The organism is Streptomyces sp. NPDC096013, assembly GCF_044763565.1.
Lineage (GTDB): Bacteria > Actinomycetota > Actinomycetes > Streptomycetales > Streptomycetaceae > Streptomyces.
This window is the reverse complement of the sequence record NZ_JBIWGK010000007.1, coordinates 160017-179529: the sequence shown is the minus strand read 5'-3', so window position 1 is coordinate 179529 and position 19513 is coordinate 160017. Positions and strand designations below refer to the sequence as shown.

Annotated in this window: 15 protein-coding genes; 12 read left to right on the top strand and 3 right to left on the bottom strand. The window is 69.8% G+C overall.

The annotated features are described in order from the left end of the window. Nucleotides 1-106 precede the first annotated feature (106 nt). The 11 genes from ACIRB1_RS24320 (at nt 107) to ACIRB1_RS24270 (ending at nt 15621) form a co-directional block, all read left to right on the top strand. Nucleotides 107-2731, top strand: a complete 2625-nt coding sequence (locus ACIRB1_RS24320) for a valine--tRNA ligase (protein ID WP_403466935.1) — start codon at nt 107-109, stop codon at nt 2729-2731. 166 nt (nt 2732-2897) lie between these two features. Beyond that, entirely contained in the window at nt 2898-4385 is a 1488-nt protein-coding gene (locus ACIRB1_RS24315; RefSeq protein WP_403466934.1) for a bifunctional folylpolyglutamate synthase/dihydrofolate synthase, read from the top strand. A gap of 6 nt (nt 4386-4391) precedes the next feature. After that, on the top strand, nt 4392-4757 hold the full coding sequence (locus ACIRB1_RS24310; RefSeq protein ID WP_352182560.1) for a DUF4233 domain-containing protein: 366 nt from the start codon (nt 4392-4394) through the stop codon (nt 4755-4757). 78 nt (nt 4758-4835) lie between these two features. Further along, a complete protein-coding gene (gene ndk / locus ACIRB1_RS24305) occupies nt 4836-5249 on the top strand; it encodes a nucleoside-diphosphate kinase (RefSeq protein ID WP_403466933.1) in 414 nt (137 codons plus the stop codon). A gap of 276 nt (nt 5250-5525) precedes the next feature. After that, complete coding sequence (locus ACIRB1_RS24300) at nt 5526-6545, top strand: rod shape-determining protein (protein WP_019065566.1); 1020 nt, start codon at nt 5526-5528, stop codon at nt 6543-6545. A 158-nt stretch (nt 6546-6703) separates the two neighbouring features. Beyond that, complete coding sequence (mreC, locus tag ACIRB1_RS24295) at nt 6704-7636, top strand: rod shape-determining protein MreC (protein ID WP_403466932.1); 933 nt, start codon at nt 6704-6706, stop codon at nt 7634-7636. A gap of 21 nt (nt 7637-7657) precedes the next feature. Continuing rightward, nucleotides 7658-8326 (top strand): rod shape-determining protein MreD, encoded by a 669-nt coding sequence (gene mreD, locus ACIRB1_RS24290; RefSeq protein WP_352182563.1) that lies wholly within the window; start codon nt 7658-7660, stop codon nt 8324-8326. Between the two features lie 157 nt (nt 8327-8483). Further along, the gene (mrdA, locus tag ACIRB1_RS24285; RefSeq protein ID WP_403466931.1) at nt 8484-10745 is read left to right on the top strand and encodes a penicillin-binding protein 2; all 2262 of its coding nucleotides are present in this window, start codon (nt 8484-8486) and stop codon (nt 10743-10745) included. Further along, nucleotides 10742-11938 (top strand): rod shape-determining protein RodA, encoded by a 1197-nt coding sequence (rodA, locus tag ACIRB1_RS24280; protein WP_352182565.1) that lies wholly within the window; start codon nt 10742-10744, stop codon nt 11936-11938. Before mrdA ends, rodA begins: the two co-directional genes overlap by 4 nt. Nucleotides 11939-12043: 105 nt before the next feature. After that, on the top strand, nt 12044-13567 hold the full coding sequence (locus ACIRB1_RS24275; protein WP_403466930.1) for a CHAD domain-containing protein: 1524 nt from the start codon (nt 12044-12046) through the stop codon (nt 13565-13567). An 86-nt stretch (nt 13568-13653) separates the two neighbouring features. Then, nucleotides 13654-15621, top strand: coding sequence for a TIGR03960 family B12-binding radical SAM protein (locus ACIRB1_RS24270; RefSeq protein WP_403466929.1), 1968 nt, complete (start codon nt 13654-13656; stop codon nt 15619-15621). 118 nt (nt 15622-15739) lie between these two features. Here ACIRB1_RS24270 and ACIRB1_RS24265 read toward each other — a convergent pair whose 3' ends face one another. Together ACIRB1_RS24265 and ACIRB1_RS24260 are read right to left on the bottom strand one after the other, a co-directional pair. After that, nucleotides 15740-16429, bottom strand: a complete 690-nt coding sequence (locus ACIRB1_RS24265; protein WP_403466928.1) for a DUF899 domain-containing protein — start codon at nt 16427-16429, stop codon at nt 15740-15742. A gap of 276 nt (nt 16430-16705) precedes the next feature. Continuing rightward, nucleotides 16706-17587 carry a helix-turn-helix domain-containing protein gene (locus ACIRB1_RS24260; RefSeq protein WP_403467146.1) on the bottom strand — a complete coding sequence of 294 codons (882 nt, stop codon included), beginning with the start codon at nt 17585-17587 and terminating at the stop codon, nt 16706-16708. 202 nt (nt 17588-17789) lie between these two features. On the opposite strand from ACIRB1_RS24260, the gene ACIRB1_RS24255 reads away from it, so the two are divergent. Then, complete coding sequence (locus tag ACIRB1_RS24255) at nt 17790-18539, top strand: SDR family oxidoreductase (protein ID WP_403466927.1); 750 nt, start codon at nt 17790-17792, stop codon at nt 18537-18539. A gap of 22 nt (nt 18540-18561) precedes the next feature. Here ACIRB1_RS24255 and ACIRB1_RS24250 read toward each other — a convergent pair whose 3' ends face one another. Next, the gene (locus tag ACIRB1_RS24250; protein WP_403466926.1) at nt 18562-19362 is read right to left on the bottom strand and encodes a hypothetical protein; all 801 of its coding nucleotides are present in this window, start codon (nt 19360-19362) and stop codon (nt 18562-18564) included. Nucleotides 19363-19513: the final 151 nt, after the last annotated feature.

Below are 19513 nucleotides of genomic sequence, written 5' to 3'. Positions count from 1 at the left end.
TCCCGACATCCTGACCCAGTCACAGGAAGCGCACGGCATCGGGGGCCGCACCGTTACAGAACAAACGCGTTTCGGGACACCCCCGCGACACCCCTAAACTGGGCCCGTGACCGAGAACGCTCAGCAGCAGCCACCAGCGCCCGACTCCGAACTGCCGACCCAGTACGCGCCGGCCGATGTAGAGGGGCCGCTGTACGAGCGCTGGGTGGAGCGGGGTTACTTCGAGGCGGACGCCAAGAGCGAGAAGCCGCCGTACACGATCGTCATCCCGCCGCCGAACGTCACGGGCTCGCTCCACCTGGGGCACGCCTTCGAGCACACGCTCATCGACGCCCTCACGCGCCGCAAGCGCATGCAGGGGTACGAGACGCTGTGGCAACCCGGCATGGACCACGCCGGCATCGCCACGCAGAACGTGGTCGAGCGCGAGCTGGGCAAGGAGGGCAAGTCCCGGCACGACCTGGGCCGTGAGGCCTTCGTCGAGCGCGTCTGGCAGTGGAAGGGCGAGTCCGGCGGCCAGATCTCCGGCCAGATGCGCCGCCTCGGCGACGGTGTCGCGTGGTCGCGCGAGCGCTTCACGATGGACGAGGGTCTCTCCCAGTCCGTCCAGACCATCTTCAAGCGGCTCTACGACGACGAGTTGATCTACCGCGCCGAGCGCATCATCAACTGGTGTCCCCGTTGTCTCACCGCGATCTCGGACATCGAGGTCGAGTACCAGGACGACGACGGCGAGCTGGTCTCCATGAAGTACGGCGACGGGGACGAGACCATCGTCGTCGCCACCACGCGTGCCGAGACCATGCTCGGTGACACCGCCGTCGCCGTCCACCCGTCGGACGAGCGCTACAAGCACCTCGTCGGCAAGCTCATCAGGCTGCCGCTGACCGACCGTTCCATCCCGGTCGTCGCGGACGAGCACGTCGACCCCGAGTTCGGCACGGGGGCCGTCAAGGTCACCCCGGCCCACGACCCGAACGACTTCGAGATCGGCCAGCGGCACGACCTCCCGGCCATCACGGTCATGGACGAGCACGCCGTCATCACCGTCCCCGGCCCCTTCCAGGGCCAGGACCGTCTCGAAGCCCGCTCGGCGATCGTCGCCGCGCTGCGCGCCGAGGGCCGGATCGTCGCCGAGAAGCGGCCGTACGTCCACTCGGTCGGCCACTGCTCGCGCTGCAAGACCACCATCGAGCCGCGGCTGTCCATGCAGTGGTGGGTCAAGGTCGCCCCGCTCGCGAAGGCGGCCGGCGACGCGGTCCGTGACGGCCGGGTCAAGATCCACCCGCAGGAGATGGAGAAGCGCTACTTCGACTGGGTCGACAACCTCCACGACTGGTGCATCTCACGGCAGTTGTGGTGGGGCCACCGCATCCCGGTCTGGTACGGCCCGAACGGCGAGGTCGTCTGCGTCGGCCCCAACGACGAGGCGCCCACGGGTGAGGGCTGGCACCAGGACACCGACGTCCTGGACACCTGGTTCTCCTCCGGACTGTGGCCCTTCTCGACCCTCGGCTGGCCCGAACAGACCGATTCGCTCGCGAAGTTCTACCCGAACTCCGTCCTGGTCACCGGCTACGACATCCTCTTCTTCTGGGTCGCCCGGATGATGATGTTCGGCCTCTACGCGATGGACGGCACCCCGCCGTTCCACACCATCGCCCTGCACGGCATGGTCCGCGACCAGTTCGGCAAGAAGATGTCCAAGTCCTTCGGGAACGCGGTCAATCCGCTCGACTGGATGGACAAGTACGGCTCCGACGCGCTCCGTTTCACCCTCGCGCGCGGCGCCAACCCGGGCGTCGACGTCCCGATCGGCGAGGACTGGGTCCAGGGCTCCCGCAACTTCGCCAACAAGCTCTGGAACGCGACCCGTTTCGCCCTCATGAACGGCGCGACGGTCGAGGGCGAGCTGCCCGACGCGTCGGAGATGTCGGCGACGGACCGCTGGATCCTGTCCCGGCTGAACTCCACCGTCGCCGAAGTCGACGCGCTCTACGAGGACTACCAGTTCGCGAAGCTCTCCGACGCGCTGTTCCACTTCGCGTGGGACGAGGTCTTCGACTGGTACGTCGAGCTGTCCAAGACGACGTTCATGGCCGGCGGCGAGCCCGCGAAGGTCTCCGGCCGCGTCCTGGGCGAAGTCCTCGACGTCACCCTCAAGCTCCTCCACCCGATCGTCCCCTTCGTCACGGAGACGCTCTGGACGACGCTGACGGGCGGCGAGTCGATCGTCATCGCCGACTGGCCCACCGACAGCGGGTTCCGGGACCCGGCCGCCGAGAAGGAGATCGGGACCCTCCAGCAGGTCATCACCGAGGTCCGCCGTTTCCGCAACGACCAGGGCCTCCAGCCCGGCCAGCGCGTCCCGGCCCGCCTCACGCTGGACGGCACGGCACTGGCGCCCCACGAGGCCGCCATCCGCCAGCTCCTGCGCCTCCAGCCGGAGGGCGACACCTTCACCGCCACGGCCACCCTCCCGGTCGGCGGCGCCACGGTCGCCCTCGACCTCTCCGGCACGATCGACTTCGCGGCGGAGCGCAAGCGCCTCGCGAAGGACCTGGCCGCCGCCGAGAAGGAGAAGGCCCAGGCGACGGCCAAGCTCGGCAACGAGGCGTTCCTGGCCAAGGCCCCGGACAACGTGGTCGACAAGATCCGCGTCCGCCTCGCCAAGGCCGACGAGGACATCACCCGCATCAAGGCCCAGCTGGACGTCCTGCCGGAGGCGTAAGGATGTGCAGGTGGGACAGGGCCCCCGGAACTTCTCGGTTCCGGGGGCCCTGTCCCACCCACGGGCGCGGGGAACTGCGCGACCAGCCCCCACCGGACCCGCGGACAAAGGACTCCCGACGGGCCCGCAGGGAAAAGACACCCCCAACGTCCGTAGACTGACCCATGTGACTGACAGCGACCCGTTCGACGAGATCATCGAGGCCGAGACAGACCGCGACCCCGACCTCGCGGTCATCGAGGCCGGCAGCCGCACCCTCCGGGCCCAGGGCACAGGCGCCCCCCAGGCCGACGTCCCCGGCCGCCCCGAGGACCCCGCCCTGGACAAGGCCCTCCGCGACGTGGAGGCCGAGCTGGCCACCCGCTGGGGCGAAACCAAGCTGGAACCCTCCGTCAGCCGCATCGCCGCCCTGATGGACGTCCTCGGCGACCCGCAGCGCTCGTACCCCTCGATCCACATCACGGGCACGAACGGCAAGACCTCCACGGCCCGCATGATCGAGGCGCTCCTCGGCGCCTTCGAACTGCGCACCGGCCGCTACACCTCCCCCCACGTCCAGTCGATCACCGAACGCATCAGCCTCGACGGCGCCCCGATCTCCGCCGAGCGCTTCATCGAGACGTACGAGGACATCAAGCCGTACGTCGAGATGGTGGACGCCCAGCAGGAGTTCCGGCTGTCGTTCTTCGAGGTGCTGACCGGCATGGCGTACGCGGCGTTCGCGGACGCACCGGTCGACGTCGCCGTCGTGGAGGTCGGCATGGGCGGCACCTGGGACGCCACGAACGTCATCGACGCCGCCGTGGCCGTGGTCACCCCCATCGATCTCGACCACACCGACCGGCTCGGCGGGACGACCGGTGAGATCGCCACGGAGAAGGCCGGCATCGTCAAGCAGGACGCGACCGTGATCCTGGCGCAGCAGCCGGTGGACGCGGCGCAGGTGCTGCTGAAGAAGGCCGTCGAGGTGGACGCGACCGTGGCCCGGGAGGGCCTTGAGTTCGGGGTCGTGTCCCGGCAGGTCGCCGTCGGCGGGCAGTTGATCAACCTGCGGGGGCTCGGCGGGGAGTACGAGGAGATCTTCCTCCCCCTGCACGGCCCCTACCAGGCGCACAACGCGGCCGTGGCGCTCGCCGCCGTGGAGGCGTTCTTCGGGGTGGGGGCGCAGCGGCCCGATCCGCTCGCCATCGACACCGTGCGGAAGGCGTTCGCGTCCGTGACCTCGCCCGGGCGGCTGGAGGTCGTGCGGCGGTCGCCGACCGTCGTGCTGGACGCGGCGCACAACCCGGCGGGCGCCCGTGCGACCGCCGAGGCGGTGGCCGAGGCGTTCGACTTCAGCCGGCTGATCGGGGTCGTCGGGGCCAGCGGGGACAAGGACGTCCGGGGCTTCCTCGAAGCGTTCGAGCCGATGTTCGCCGAGGTCGTCGTCACGCAGAACTCCAGCCACCGCGCGATGGACGCGGACGAGCTGGCCGCGATCGCCGTCGAGGTGTTCGGCGACGAGCGCGTGCAGGTCGAGCCGCGGCTGCCGGACGCGCTGGAGGCCGCGATCACGCTGGCCGAGGAGGAGGGCGAGTTCGCGGGCGGCGGTGTGCTCGTCACCGGTTCCGTCATCACCGTCGGTGAAGTCCGACTGCTCCTGGGGAGGGGCTGACTTTCCGTGCGTACGCTCTGTTCTTCCACGCTGATCGGCGAGTTCTTCGTGATCGGCTTCGCCGGTCTCGTCGCCATGAAGGACCCGGATCTGACCACCGCCACGGTGTGGACGGTCTGCGGGATCGCGATGTTCCTGTCGGTCGCGCTGTGCGCCGTGGTGACCCGGCCGGGCGGCATCGCGCTCGGCTGGGCGCTCCAGATCGCGCTGATCGCGTCCGGGTTCGTCGTGCCGTCCATGTTCTTCCTCGGGGCGATCTTCGCGGCCCTGTGGTGGGCGTCGGTGCACTACGGCCGGAAGATCGACGAGGCGAAGGCGCGGTTCGCGGCGCAGGCCGCGCAGGCCGACTCCCCTACACCTGACGCTGCGTAATGGACGCATGGACACGCCCTGTAGCCTCGGGCCTGTCGTGAGACGTCCCGCACCATCATGATCCGAAGGAGTCCTGTCGTGACCCAGCGCACCCTCGTCCTGCTCAAGCCCGACGCCGTACGTCGTGGCCTGACCGGCGAGATCATCAGCCGCATCGAGCGCAAGGCCGGCTGGCAGATCACCGCGCTGGAGCTGCGCACCCTGGACCAGGACACCCTGGAGCAGCACTACGGCGAGCACAAGGGCAAGCCCTTCTACGAGCCGCTGATGGAGTTCATGGCCTCCGGCCCGGTGGTTGCCCTGATCGTCGAGGGCGACCGGGTCATCGAGGGCGTCCGCCAGCTGGCCGGTCCGACCGACCCGATCGCCGCCGCGCCGGGGTCGATCCGCGGGGACTTCGGTGTCATCGTCCGGGAGAACCTGATCCACGCGTCGGACTCGGAGGAGTCCGCCGAACGCGAGGTGAAGATCTTCTTCCCCGAGCGTGGCTGAGTCTCCATCAGTAACCCACATGCCTGACCAGGGGCGGCCGCGAATGTCCGGCCGTCCCGCGGCATATGCGTGCCGATCGGGGGAACGCGTGCCCCCGTTGGACCGTCTCCACAAGCGAGGCGGTGCCTCACATGCTGACAATGGCGAAGACCCTCGCGCAGTGTTCGTGCAGGCGCGTCTACGATGGAAGCCTTCACGTCACAGCACCCACTTCGCCGACCTGAAAAGCCCTCAAAAGCTCCCAGGAAGGCCAGACGAATCCTGATGGGGAACTCAATGTCGTTCATCGGCCGTGACATGGCTGTCGACCTCGGGACCGCCAACACGCTGGTGTACGTCAGGGGTCGCGGGATCGTACTCAACGAGCCGTCCGTCGTCGCGATCAACACCAACACCGGTGGCATTCTCGCGGTCGGCTCCGAAGCCAAGAAGATGATCGGGCGGACGCCGGGCAACATCGTTGCCGTGCGCCCGCTGAAGGACGGTGTCATCGCCGACTTCGAGATCACCGAGCGCATGCTCCGCTACTTCATCCTGAAGATCCACAAGCGGCGCTATCTGGCCCGCCCCCGCGTCGTCGTCTGTGTGCCCTCGGGCATCACAGGCGTCGAGCGCCGTGCCGTCATCGAGGCGTCGTCCCAGGCCGGGGCCCGCCAGGTGCACATCATCGAGGAGCCCATGGCCGCGGCCATCGGTTCCGGCCTGCCGGTCCACGAGGCCACGGGCAACATGGTGGTGGACATCGGCGGCGGCACCACGGAGGTCGCGGTCATCTCGCTCGGTGGCATCGTCACCGCCCAGTCCATCCGCGTCGCGGGCGACGAGTTGGACAACGCGATCATCCAGCACATCAAGAAGGAGTACTCGCTCCTTCTGGGTGAGCGGACGGCTGAGCAGATCAAGATCACGATTGGTTCCGCGTACGACCTCGACGACGACCAGCACACCGAAATCCGCGGCCGGGACCTGGTCTCCGGTCTGCCCAAGACCGTCGTCATCTCCGCGGGCGAAGTCCGCAAGGCGATCGAAGAGCCCGTCAACGCGATCGTCGACGCGGTGAAGACGACCCTCGACAAGTGCCCGCCGGAGCTGTCCGGCGACATCATGGACCGAGGAATCGTTCTGACCGGCGGCGGAGCCCTGCTGAAGGGTCTGGACGAGCGGCTGCGCCGGGAGACCGGCATGCCGATCCACATCGCCGAGGACCCGCTGGACAGCGTGGCGCTCGGCTCCGGCAAGTGTGTCGAGGAGTTCGAGGCGCTCCAGCAGGTCCTCGACGCCCAGCCGCGCAGATGACGTAACGCTTCGATTCCGCCGTACGGGATGATCTCCTCTCGTGCGGCGGATCGTTGATATGGAGGCATAGGCTCCGTCATAGGCCTCCGACCACGACACACCACACCTGCATACCTGTACCTCTGCACATTTCTATGAGGAAGGCACGGCCGCCGCACGTGAGGGACACACGAGAGAGCCGGCTGCTCCTGGTGCTGCTGATCGCCGTAGCGTTCGCGTTGATCACGGTGGACATCCGGGGAGGGCAGGACTCGCCGGTCGACGGAGCCCGCCGGGCCGCGGCCACCGTGTTCGGTCCGATCGAGAACGGCGTGTCGTCGGCCGTCGACCCGGTGGGCAACGCGGTCTCCGCGGTCCGCGACTCGGGTGAGCGGCACGACCGGCTCGCCGTCCTGGAGAAGGAGAACGCGGCCCTCAAGGCGAAGCTCGGCAGCGACGACCGCAACCGCAGCCGCCTGACCCAGTTCGACAGGATGCTGAAGGTGGCCGGCGAGGGCCAGTACGGCATCAAGGGCGCCCAGGTCATCGCGATAGGAGCCGCCCAGAGCTTCTCCTGGACGATCACCATCGACGTCGGCGCCAACGACGGCATCAAGCGCGACATGACCGTCCTGAACGGCAACGGACTCGTCGGCCGTGTCACCACCGTCGGCCCCGACACCTCCACCGTCCTCCTCGCCAACGACCCCGACTTCACCGTCGGCACCCGGATGGAGGGCAGCGACGAACTCGGCTTCGCCTCCGGTGAGGGCGACGGACCGCTGCGCGTCGAACTCCTCAACGGCAAGGCCGAGGTGAAGAAGGGCGACCGGCTGGTCACCTTCGGCTCGCAGGCCGACAAGCCGTTCGTGCCCGGTGTCCCGGTCGGTGTCGTCTCCCGCGTCGACCCCTCCGGCGGCGGCCTGACCCGCACGCTGTACGTCACGCCGTACGTCAACTTCACCAAGCTCGACATCGTCGGCGTGGTCGTGGAGGCCCCGAAGAAGGACCCGCGTGACACGGTCCTGCCCGCGAAGCCCCAGCCGACCCCGACCCCGACGGTGACCGTCACGGTCACCCCGTCCGCGAACGCGCCGGTCGTCGGCCAGTAACAGCAGTAGGAGCCCATCCCCATGCGTGTCAACCGGATCCTCCTCTCCGCGCCGCTGGTCGTCGTCGCCCTGGTGATCCAGGTGAGCGTCCTCGCCCGCCTCCACCTCCCGGGCGCGGTCCCCGACCTGCTGCTCCTCACGGTCCTCGGCCTGGCCATGGTCTACGGCCATGTCGCGGGCGCCCTCATCGGCTTCGGCGCGGGCCTCCTCGCCGACCTGGCCCCGCCCGCCGACCACGCGGCCGGCCGGTACGCCCTCGTCCTGTGCGTCATCGGCTACCTCGCGGGCCTGGCCAAGCCGGAGAACGGCCGCCTGAAGTCGGCGACCGGCCCGATGGCCGTCGTGGTCGCCGCCGCGATCGGCGCCACCCTGCTCTACGCTGGTGTCGGCGCCCTCGTCGGCGACACCGCCGCCCGCCATGTCGGCCTGGTCAGCCTGCTGTTCACGGCCTCGCTGTACGACCTGCTGCTCGCCCCGTTCGTGGTCCCCGGGATCATGGCGCTGGCCCGGCGCGCCGACAACGACCCGCTCGCGGAGACGAACGCGGCCAAGTCGGCCGACATCTCATCGGGTTGGCTCGCCTCCGGCACCGGGCTGAGGATCGGCGGCCAGCGCGGCGGCCTGAAGCTGAAGACCGCCCGTGCCCGCGTGGCCCGTGCGGGACGTATCAAGGGGGTCAAGAGGCTTTGACCTCCGGGGAGTTGGCGTACGGCCTCACAGGCAGTTCGGATATGACTCATACACGCGTCGACGCGTCCACGTACACGTACTGAGAGGGGGCGGCAGCACCACATGACCAACGCCCGCCCGTCTCCCACCACCACCCTCAAAGGGATGGGCTTCGCCCATGACTAACATTCCCGAGACCGGTCGGACTCCACGGGTTCAGATCAGGCTCGTCGTCATCCAGATCCTCGTCCTCTCCCTCCTCGGCACCCTCGGCGGGCGCCTCTGGTACCTACAGATCCGCGAGGGCTCCGCCTACCAGAAGGAAGCGTCCGGCAACCACGTCCAGCAGGTCGTCGAGCCCGCGGTGCGCGGTTCGATACTGGACGCGCGCGGTGTGCCCCTCGCCGACAACGAGACCCGGCTCGTGGTCTCCGCCTCCCGCACCGACCTGCTGAAGCAGGCGGACGACGGCAAGGCCGTCCTCACCAAGCTGGCCGGTGTGCTCGGGCTGAAGCCCGCGGACGTCATCCAGAAGGTCCGGCTGTGCGACGCGAAGACCCCGCAGCCCTGCTGGAACGGCTCGCCCTACCAGCCGATCCCGATCACCGACGAGGCCACCCCCAAGCAGGCCCTGCAGATCCGCGAGCGCGCTGAGGACTTCCCCGGCATCACCGCCGAGCCCGAGGCCGTCCGCCGTTACGCGGCCCCCGGTGACGCCAACGCGGCCCAGGTGCTGGGCTACCTCTCGCCGGTCACCGACGACGAGATCACCCGGGCCAAGGACAGCGACTCGCCGTACCTCCGCTCCGACCAGGTCGGCCGCTCCGGCCTCGAGCGCGAGTACGACAAGGAGCTGCGCGGCAAGGCCGGCGTCACCCGCTACGAGGTCGACAACCTCGGCCGGGTCATCGGCAAGGCCAAGTCCGATGCCCCGCAGCCCGGTTCGAACCTCGTCACCAGCATCGACGCCCGGGTGCAGCGCGTCGCCGAGTACCAGCTCGACAAGGCGATGAAGAGCGCCCGCCAGCAGTTCGACAAGATCACCGGCGAGAACTACAAGGCCGACTCCGGCGCCGTCGTCGTGATGGAGGCCAAGACCGGCCGGATCGTCGCCATGGCGTCCGCGCCGACGTACGACCCGAACGTCTGGGTCGGCGGCATCTCCGCCAAGGACTACAAGCAGCTCACCGGCAAGAACTCCGACTACCCGCTGCTCAACCGGGCCATACAGGGTCAGTCGGCGCCCGGTTCGACGTTCAAGGTGGTCTCCACGGCCGCCGCGGTCGAGGCCGGCTACACCTGGGACGGCGGCTACCCCTGCACGAGTTCGTACTCGGTGGGCGGCCAGGTCTTCAAGAACTTCGAGGGCGAGAACTTCGGCCCCATCTCGCTGGGCCGCGCGCTGGAGGTCTCCTGCGACACGGTCTTCTACGGCCTCGCCGACGCCCAGTGGAAGAAGGACGGCGGCATCAACCCGAAGAAGGGCCAGCCGAAGGACTACTTCTACAAGGCGGCCCACCAGTTCGGCCTCGGCAAGACCACCGGCGTCGACCTCCCGAACGAGGTCACCGGCCGCGTCCCGGACCGCAAGTGGAAGCAGCAGACCTACGAGGCCAACAAGGCCTACTGGTGCAAGACCGGCAAGAAGGGCGGCACGTACGTCCAGCAGATCGCGTACGAGAACTGCCTCGAAGGCAACAAGATGCGCGAGGGCGACTCGATCAACTACTCCATCGGCCAGGGCGACACCCTCGTCACGCCGATCCAGGAGGCCATGATCTACGGCGCGCTCGCCAACGGCGGCACCGAGTACGTCCCCACCATCGGCAAGGCGATCGTCAGCGCCGACGGCAAGACGGTCCAGGAGATCAAGCCGCAGGTGAAGGCTAAGCTGCCGATCAGCGCGGCCACCCACAAGGGCATCGACAAGGCCCTCGCGGGCGTGGTCACCAGCGGTACCGCCGCCTGGAAGTTCCAGGGCTGGCCGCAGGACAAGATCGAGCTGCACGCCAAGACGGGTACGGCCGAGGTCTACGGCAAGCAGACCACCTCCTGGTTCGCCACCTACACCAAGGACTACACGGTCGTCATGACGATCGCGCAGGCCGGTACGGGTTCCGGCGCCTCCGGTGAGGCCGTGCGCAACATCTACAACGCGATGTACGGCGTCCAGGCCGACGGCTCCGTCGACAAGAAGAAGGCGATGCTGCCCACGCCGCAGACGAGCCTCCCGAAGGTCCGCGCCGACGGCACGATCGCCTCCCCGAAGATCACCGCCGACCCGGCCAAGGAGCTGGAGAAGCAGCAGAAGGCGACCGAGCAGGGCGTCACCGCCACGGACGGCACCCAGCCGCCCGCCACCTCGCCCACCGCGAACACGACCAACAGCAACACCCGCAGGCGTCCGCGCAGAAGGGGTGGCCGGAGGATGCTCACATGACCGGCAACAGCTTCTCCGTCTCCGGATACGGTCCCGAACGGGCCGGCTGGACACGGGTCTTCGCCCGTGACTCGCTGGCCCGCCGGCTGGACTGGCCGATACTGCTGTCGGCGATCGGCCTGTCCCTGATCGGCTCGCTGCTGGTCTTCTCGGCGACCCGCAACCGCACCGAGATCAACCAGGGCGACCAGTACTACTTCCTGATCCGCCACCTCATGAACACCGGCATCGGCATCGCCCTGATGATCGGCGTCATCTGGGTCGGCCACCGCACCCTGCGCGTCGTCGTCCCGTTCCTCTACGGCGCCTCGGTGTTCGGCATCCTGCTGGTGCTGACCCCGCTCGGCTCCACGGTCAACGGCGCGCACTCCTGGATCGTCCTCGGCGGCGGATTCTCGCTCCAGCCCTCGGAGTTCGTGAAGATCACGATCATCCTGGGCATGGCGATGATCCTCGCCGCCCGGGTCGACGCGGGCGACAAGCCCTACCCCGACCACCGCACGGTCCTCCAGGCGCTCGGCCTCGCCTCGGTCCCGATGATGATCGTCATGCTGATGCCCGACCTCGGCTCGGTCATGGTCATGGTCATCATCGTGCTCGGCGTCCTGCTCGCCTCCGGCGCGTCCAACCGCTGGGTCTTCGGCCTGCTCGGCGCGGGCACCCTGGGCGCGATCGCCGTGTGGCAGCTGCACTTCCTGGACGACTACCAGATCGCCCGCTTCGCCGCCTTCGCCAACCCCAGCCTCGACCCGGCGGGCGTCGGCTACAACACCAACCAGGCCCGCATCGCGATCGGCTCCGGCGGCCTCACCGGCGAGGGCCTGTTCCACGGATCGCAGACAACAGGCCAGTTCGTGCCCGAACAGCAGACGGACTTCGTCTTCACCGTCGCGGGCGAGGAGCTGGGCTTCGTCGGCGCGGGCCTGATCCTCGTCCTCCTCGGCGTGGTCCTGTGGCGCGCCTGCCGCATCGCCCGCGACTCGACCGAGCTCTACGGCACGATCGTCGCCGCCGGAATCGTCGCCTGGTTCGCCTTCCAGGCCTTCGAGAACGTCGGCATGACCCTCGGCATCATGCCCGTCACCGGTCTGCCACTGCCCTTCGTGTCCTACGGCGGTACATCGATGTTCGCCGTGTGGCTCGCGGTGGGGCTGCTCCAGTCGATCCGCGTGCAGCGCCCGATGTCCGCCTAGTTCCGTTGTTCACCCCGTCATGACCGCCCCGTTTGCCCGAGTTTCCCGGTGGTTCATTTCGGACGCCCCCTGCCATCCCGGCTCGTCGGCAACTAGATTCGGTGCATGGCGGACACCCAGCGCGAGATCGAGCGTAAGTACGAGTCCGACGACAGCGGTCTGCCCGACCTGACCGCCGTCGCCGGCGTCGCGACCGTCATCGACAAAGGCGTCATGAACCTCGACGCCGTGTACTACGACACGGCCGACGAACGCCTCGCCGCCGCCGCACTCACCCTGCGCCGCCGCACCGGCGGCTCCGACGCGGGCTGGCACCTGAAGGTGCCGGTCGCGCCCGGCGTCCGCGACGAGATCCGCGAACCCCTCTCCGACACCGTGCCGCGCACCCTCGCGGGCCTGGTCCGCGCCCGCGTCCGCGAGGCCGAGCTGATGCCCGTCGTCCGCCTGCGCTCCGACCGCGACGTACGCCACCTCGTGGACGCCGAGGGCAAGCTCCTCGCCGAGGTCAGCGTGGACGCCGTACACGCGGAGCGCCTCACCGAGGGCGGCGGCACCGCCCAGTGGACCGAGATCGAGGTCGAACTCGCCGAGGGCGGCGACCCGGTGTTTCTCGACAAGGTGGAGAAGCGGCTGCGCAAGGCGGGCGTACAGCCGTCCTCGTCGTCCTCCAAGCTGGCCAGGGCGCTGCGGGAGACGGCTCCGGGGTCCGCGAAGAAGAAGCGCAAGGCGTCCGCGTCCGCCCCGCGGGACCCGGTCACCGCGGGCGACCACGTCCTCGCCTACGTCCGCGCCCAGCGCGACGCGATCCTCGAACTCGACCCGGCCGTACGGCAGGACGCGTACGACTCGGTGCACCGGATGCGGGTCGCCACCCGGCGGCTGCGCAGCACGTTCCGGTCGTTCGGGAAGGTCCTCGACCGCGGGGTCACCGACCCGGTCGGCGAGGAACTGAAGTGGCTGGCAGGGGAGTTGGGGGTCGACCGGGACCGTGAGGTGATGACCGAGCGGCTGGCGACGGTCCTCGGCGAACTGCCCCGCACCCTGATCTCCGGCCCGATCCGCACCCGGCTGCGCACCTGGGCCAACGCCCGGCGCGGCGGCTCGCGGCGCCGGCTGATCGGCGTCCTCGACTCCCGGCGCTACCTCGCGCTCCTCGACACCCTGGACGCGCTGATCGCCGAACCGCCCCTGCTGCCGGACGCCGCCGGCAAGCCGGAGAAGGTGATCGCCAAGGCCGTACGCAAGGACTTCGGGAAGGTTTCCGCGCTCGTCGCGGAGGCGATGGAGGCGCCGCCCGGCGCGGACCGTGACCTCGCGCTGCACGAGGCGCGCAAGAAGGCGAAGCGCACGCGGTACGCGGCGGAGGCGGCGACCCCGGCGCTCGGCGCCCCGGCCCGCGCGCTCGCCAAGTCGATGAAGTCGCTGACCAGCCTGCTCGGTGAGCACCAGGACAGCGTGATGGTCCGGGTGACCCTGCGGGAGCTGTCCGCGGTGGCGCACGCGGCGGGCGAGAGCTCCTTCACGTACGGGGTGCTGTACGGGCGCGAGGAGCAGCGGGCGGCCGGGGTGGAGACGGCCCTGCCGGAGGCGTGGAAGGCGATCGTGGCCGAGGGGTCCGTCCAGGTGTGACCGCTGGTGCGTACGGGTGAGGTCCGGGATCGCGTTAGTCTGGATGGTCACCCGTCCGTTCAGTCCCGCTCACGAAGGTTCGCGAGATGCCTGCCGAAGTCGCTGCGGCCGCAGAGTCCGTGTTTCCGCAGCTCGAAGCCCTGCTCCCGCATGTGCAGAAGCCGATCCAGTACGTCGGCGGCGAGCTCAACTCCACCGTCAAGCCGTGGGAGTCGTGCGACGTCCGCTGGGCGCTGATGTACCCGGACGCCTACGAGGTCGGCCTGCCCAACCAGGGCGTCATGATCCTCTACGAGGTCCTGAACGAGCAGGAGGGCGTCCTCGCCGAGCGCACGTACAGCGTGTGGCCGGACCTGGAGGCGCTGATGCGGGAGCACAAGGTCCCGCAGTTCACGGTCGACAGTCACCGCCCGGTGGGCGCGTTCGACGTCTTCGGCCTGAGCTTCTCCACCGAACTCGGCTACACGAACATGCTCACGGCCCTGGACCTCGCGGGCATCCCGCTGGAGTCGAAGGACCGGACGCTCGACGACCCGATCGTGCTGGCCGGCGGCCACGCGGCCTTCAACCCCGAGCCGATCGCCGACTTCGTCGACGCGGTGATCATCGGCGACGGCGAGCAGGCCGTGCTCGACATGACGAAGATCATCCGCGGCTGGAAGGCGGAGGGCCGCCCCGGCGGCCGCGAGGAGGTCCTCTTCCGCCTGGCGAAGACGGGCTCGGTCTACATCCCGGCCTTCTACGACGTCGAGTACCTCCCGGACGCCCGTATCGCGCGGGTCGTACCGAACAGGAGCGGTGTCCCGTGGCGGGTGTCGAAGCACACCGTCATGGACCTCGACGAATGGCCGTACCCGAAGCAGCCGCTGGTCCCGCTCGCCGAGACGGTCCATGAGCGGATGTCGGTCGAGATCTTCCGCGGCTGCACGCGCGGCTGCCGTTTCTGCCAGGCCGGCATGATCACGCGCCCGGTGCGGGAGCGGTCCATCACGGGCATCGGCGAGATGGTCGAGAAGGGCCTCAAGGCGACCGGCTTCGAGGAGGTCGGCCTGCTGTCCCTGTCCTCGGCGGATCACTCGGAGATCGCCGAGATCGCGAAGGGCCTCGCGGACCGCTACGAGGAGGACAAGGTCGGCCTGTCCCTCCCCTCGACCCGCGTGGACGCGTTCAACGTCGACCTCGCGAACGAACTCACGCGCAACGGACGGCGGTCCGGCCTCACCTTCGCCCCCGAGGGCGGCTCCGAGCGCCTGCGCAAGGTCATCAACAAGATGGTCTCGGAAGAGGATCTGATCCGCACGGTCTCCACGGCGTACGGCAACGGCTGGCGCCAGGTGAAGCTGTACTTCATGTGCGGCCTCCCGACCGAGACCGACGAGGACGTCCTCCAGATCGCCGACATGGCGATGAACGTGATCGCCGAGGGCCGCAAGGTCTCCGGCCAGAACGACATCCGCTGCACGGTCTCCATCGGCGGCTTCGTCCCCAAGCCCCACACGCCGTTCCAGTGGGCCCCGCAGCTGAGCGCGGAGGAGACGGACGCCCGCCTCACCAAGCTCCGCGACAAGATCCGCGGCGACAAGAAGTACGGCCGCTCGATCGGCTTCCGCTACCACGACGGCAAGCCCGGCATCGTCGAGGGCCTGCTCTCCCGCGGCGACCGCCGCATCGGCGCGGTCATCCGCGCGGTCTACGAGGACGGCGGCCGCTTCGACGGCTGGCGCGAGCACTTCTCCTACGACCGCTGGATGCGCTGCGCCGAGAAGACGCTGCCCGCCTTCGGCGTCGACGTCGACTGGTACACCACCCGCGAGAAGACCTACGAGGAGGTCCTCCCCTGGGACCACCTCGACTCCGGCCTCGACAAGGACTGGCTCTGGGAGGACTGGCAGGACGCCCTCGACGAGACAGAGGTCGAGGACTGCCGGTGGACACCGTGCTTCGACTGCGGGGTGTGCCCGCAGATGGACACCCAGATCCAGATCGGCCCGACGGGCAAGAAGCTGCTGCCGCTGACGGTGAAGCAGCCTGCGGGGAGCGGGCACACGCACTGAGGTGTGCGCTCGCCCCCCGTTGAGGGCGACAACCCGCGGACCCCGGACGGGGGTGGGCAGCCCTGTCGGCCCCACCCCCTCTATAGGGCTGTCGCCCGGCCGGTGAACTCCTCGCCCCTCAGCCGGAGTTGGGGCCGTAGAGCGCCGCGATGTCCTTCGAGCCCGCCCAGCCGCTGTAGGTGGGGGACTGGGGCCAGCCGGCGGGGGAGTCCTGCCACTCCTCCTGGCGGCCGTAGGGCAGGAGGTCGATCAGGGCGAAGGTGTGGGTGAGCTGCTCGGTGCCGCGGCCGTTGGTGTGCCAGGTGCGGTAGACGGTGTCGCCGTCGCGGAGGAAGACGTTGACGGCGAAGCCGCCGTCCGGCGGGGCTCCCACGTCGGTGCCGAAGGGGCTGTTCGCGGTCGAGTACCAGGGCATCCGGTTGCCGACGCGCTCCTTGTAGGCGAGGGCCTCGTCGATCGGGCCCTGGGTGACGATGACGAACCGGGCGTCGTAGTTGTCCAGGAACTCCAGGCGGGTGAACTGCGAGGTGAATCCGGTGCAGCCCGGGCACTGCCATTCCTTGTCGGCGAACCACATGTGGTTGTAGACGATCAACTGGCGCTTGCCGTCGAAGAGGTCCGCCAGGCGGACGGGGCCGTCCGCGCCCTCCAGGGTGTAGTCGGGCATCTTCACCATCGGCAGGCGACGACGCTCGGCGGCGATGGCGTCCAGCTCCCGGGTCGCGGCCTTCTCGCGGGTGCGGAGGGCTGCGAGCTGGGACTCCCATGTCGCGGTGTCCACGACGGGTGGCAGTGCGTCGGCGGTCATGGTCCCTCACAGAGCTCGTGGTGTGGGCAGGGCTGTCCCCTGGTACGGGGTAGACCCCGCCGGGTTCCGGAACTCATCGGTGGGCGGCGGGCCGCGTCGGCGGGTCTCGGGCCTAGATGCAATCGGCTGGCTCGCCCTGGCCGCCAAGGGTGGTGCGGGTTCCGTGGTCACCGGTGACGCCGCCGGCATGTTCGCCGCCGCCCCCGGAGACGTCCTCACCGCTCCGGACGGCGCCCGGAGCGCCGCCACGCACTACACGGATTGGCTCGCCACGCACTACACGGACTGGCTCGCCGGGCGCTGGCCCGCTGACGGCAGGGTCGCCCCGGGGGTTCCGGCCGTGTGCGGGGACCCCAGCCGGGCCAGCGCTGCCGCGTCCTCTGTGTCCGGCTCCGCCGTGCCCACCAGGAGGGACTGGCCGGGGGCGCTCTGCACGTCGAACGTCTGGTACGTGAGCGTGATGCGGCCCGCGTCCGGGTGGTTGAAGGTCTTGGACTGGCGGCCCGGCCTGCTGACGCTGTGCTGCTGCCACAGCGTCGCGAACTCCTCGCTGTCACTGAGGAGTTCGGCGATCAGGGAGTCGAGTTCGCGGTCGTCCCGGTCGTGGCCCGTGGCCAGGCGCAGCGCCTCGGCGGAGCAGCGGGCGACGTGTGGCCAGTCGGCGAAGAGCTCCCGGGCTGCCGGGTCCAGGAACAGGGAGCGGACCATGCGGCGCCGGTCGCCCAGGGGCGCGAGCAGCGCGTCGGCCAGCGGGTTCGACGCGAGAACCTCCAGGCGCCGGTTGATGATGTACGCCGCCGCCGCGGGGAACCCGTGCATCAGCTGGAGCAGCGCCGGGTCCACCTCGTCGGACGGCCTCTCCGGGACGGGCCTCGGTACCAGGCCCGCCAGGCGGTACGCGTGCCAGCGGGCGTCCGTGTCGAGGCGCAGGGCGTGGGCGATGGCATCGACGACCTGCCCCGACGGGCTGCGCTCGCGGCCCTGCTCCAGCCGGGCGTAGTAGTCGGCGCTGACCCCGGCCAGCACGGCGACCTCCTCGCGCCGCAGCCCGGCCACCCGGCGCGACCCTGAGCTGGGAAAACCCACCTCCGCGGGCGTCAGCCGGGAGCGCCGCGCCCGCAGGAAGTCACCGAGCGGGTAACCGACCGAACCGTCCATGCCGTCCACGCCGTCCATTCCGAAAGTTTACGGCGCCCTCGCGGTTCCTAGGAGTGGCGCACCCCGGAAGCCCCGTCCTGCCTCATCGGGGCGATCCCGCCGATGCTCGGAGGGCACGGAAAGCACGGGGAGCGCGCGGGATCACCGTCGCGTGGACCGGCTTTCACCTGCTGTCACCGGCTTACCTCGAAGGGCTGCACCCATGACCACCACCGTCCCCTCCACCCCCGGCCCCGGCAAGGCCGTCCTGGTCACCGGCGCGAGCAGCGGTATCGGCGAGGCCACGGCCCGGCTGCTGGCCGCCGCCGGGCACCGGGTGTTCCTCGGCGCCCGGCGCGCCGACCGCCTCGCCGCCCTGGCCGAGGAGATCCGGGCGGCGGGCGGCACGGCCGGTCACCGGGAGGTGGACGTGACCAGCCTGGAGAGCGTCCAGGACTTCGTCCGGGCCGCGCACGAGTCGTACGGCCGGGTCGACGTGCTCGTCAACAACGCGGGCGTGATGCCCCTGGCGGTGCTGGAGGCGCTGAAGGTCGACGAGTGGAACCGCATGATCGACGTGAACATCCGCGGTGTGCTGCACGGCATCGCCGCGGTGCTGCCCGTCATGCGCGAGCAGGGCGCGGGGCACGTCGTGAACGTCGCCTCCGTCGCCGGGCACCGCGTCGATCCGACCGCGGCCGTCTACTGCGCGACCAAGTACGCCGTCCGGGCCATCTCCGAGGGGCTCCGGCAGGAGAGCCGCGACCTGCGCGTCACCGTGATCAGTCCTGGCCTGACCCGTACCGAACTGACCGACAGCATCGACGACTTGGACATGCGCGCGGTCGCCGACGAGATGATGGCCATCGCGATCCCGGCCGCCGCGATCGGCGAGGCGATCGTCTACGCCGTCAACCAGCCCGCCGAGGTCGACGTCAACGAGATCGTCATCCGGCCCGTGGCGCAGGGCTGAAGTCCCTTCGGCGACACCCGAGTTACCTGCCGGTCGGTGAGGGCGGCGGGTAACTCGGGTGCAGGGAGGGGGAGAGCGGGGCCAGGCCCTCGCACAGCGCCGTGGGGAAGGCGGGTTCCGCGCGTCGCACGGCCGCGCAGCCGCCCGTCGCGCTCGACGTGATCGCTGCCCAGCCGGCGGGCTCGGCGCGGAAGAACCAGCGGTCGCCCAGCCGGGACGAGCAGCCCGCCGGGGTCGCGGTCGTGTCGCCGCAGACCGGGCCCGTGGGCCAGGAGAAGTCGAGGACCAGCCATGTGCCGTCGCAGTGTTCCGCGTCGCGGTAGGTGTGCGCGGGGGCGTCGGCCGCGATCAGCGCCTGATCGTAGGAGGCGCTGGTGCAGCCGGTGGCCGGCGGGTGGCAGCCGAGTTCCCCGCACAGGCGCAGGGCGGGCAATGTGGCGCCGTCGGTGGTGAATTGGTTGTCGTGGTCGACGACCAGCTTCTGGTTGCCCAGGGGCCGGGGCAGCCGGACGCGCGTCGAGGCCGACCGTTCCCTGGTGCAGCCGGAGCTTCTGTCCCCCGAGGGGGAGGAGAAGGTGATCTGGACCCACACGGTGTTGTTCTCGGTGTCGGTGACCACGGCCTTGAGCGCACGCACGCACGGATTCTTGCCGTCGGGGACCTGGGCGGTCAGGGTCAAGGTGCGCTGATCGTCGGCCAGTTGGGCCGCCGTGACCCGCGCGGGCTGCCCCGTCGTCCAGGGGATCGGCCCGGTCGGTGTCGCGCCGTCCGCGCCGCCCGCGCGCTGTGTCCCGCAGGCGGTGAGAAGGAGCACGGCGGCCATGGCGCAGAGGGCGGCCAGCACTGGCGCCCCGCGTGTTCTGACGGGTCCCACGAGCGTCAATCCCCCCGGATCGCACCGACGTCGACCGAGACCTCTCGCGTACGGGCCTCAAGTACGCCCATCAATATAGGGAGTTCAGAGCGCGGCGACC

Bases quoted from the DNA above. Each gene is read 5' to 3' on its own strand.
- ACIRB1_RS24300 (WP_019065566.1), top strand. From the start codon at position 5,526: ATGTCGTTCATCGGCCGTGACATGGCTGTCGACCTCGGGACCGCCAAC.
- mreD (WP_352182563.1), top strand. From the start codon at position 7,658: ATGCGTGTCAACCGGATCCTCCTCTCCGCGCCGCTGGTCGTCGTCGCC.
- mrdA (WP_403466931.1), top strand. From the start codon at position 8,484: ATGACTAACATTCCCGAGACCGGTCGGACTCCACGGGTTCAGATCAGG.
- rodA (WP_352182565.1), top strand. From the start codon at position 10,742: ATGACCGGCAACAGCTTCTCCGTCTCCGGATACGGTCCCGAACGGGCC.
- ACIRB1_RS24275 (WP_403466930.1), top strand. From the start codon at position 12,044: ATGGCGGACACCCAGCGCGAGATCGAGCGTAAGTACGAGTCCGACGAC.
- ACIRB1_RS24270 (WP_403466929.1), top strand. From the start codon at position 13,654: ATGCCTGCCGAAGTCGCTGCGGCCGCAGAGTCCGTGTTTCCGCAGCTC.
- ACIRB1_RS24265 (WP_403466928.1), bottom strand. From the start codon at position 16,429: ATGACCGCCGACGCACTGCCACCCGTCGTGGACACCGCGACATGGGAG.
- ACIRB1_RS24260 (WP_403467146.1), bottom strand. From the start codon at position 17,587: ATGGACGGTTCGGTCGGTTACCCGCTCGGTGACTTCCTGCGGGCGCGG.
- ACIRB1_RS24255 (WP_403466927.1), top strand. From the start codon at position 17,790: ATGACCACCACCGTCCCCTCCACCCCCGGCCCCGGCAAGGCCGTCCTG.
- ACIRB1_RS24250 (WP_403466926.1), bottom strand. From the start codon at position 19,362: ATGGCCGCCGTGCTCCTTCTCACCGCCTGCGGGACACAGCGCGCGGGC.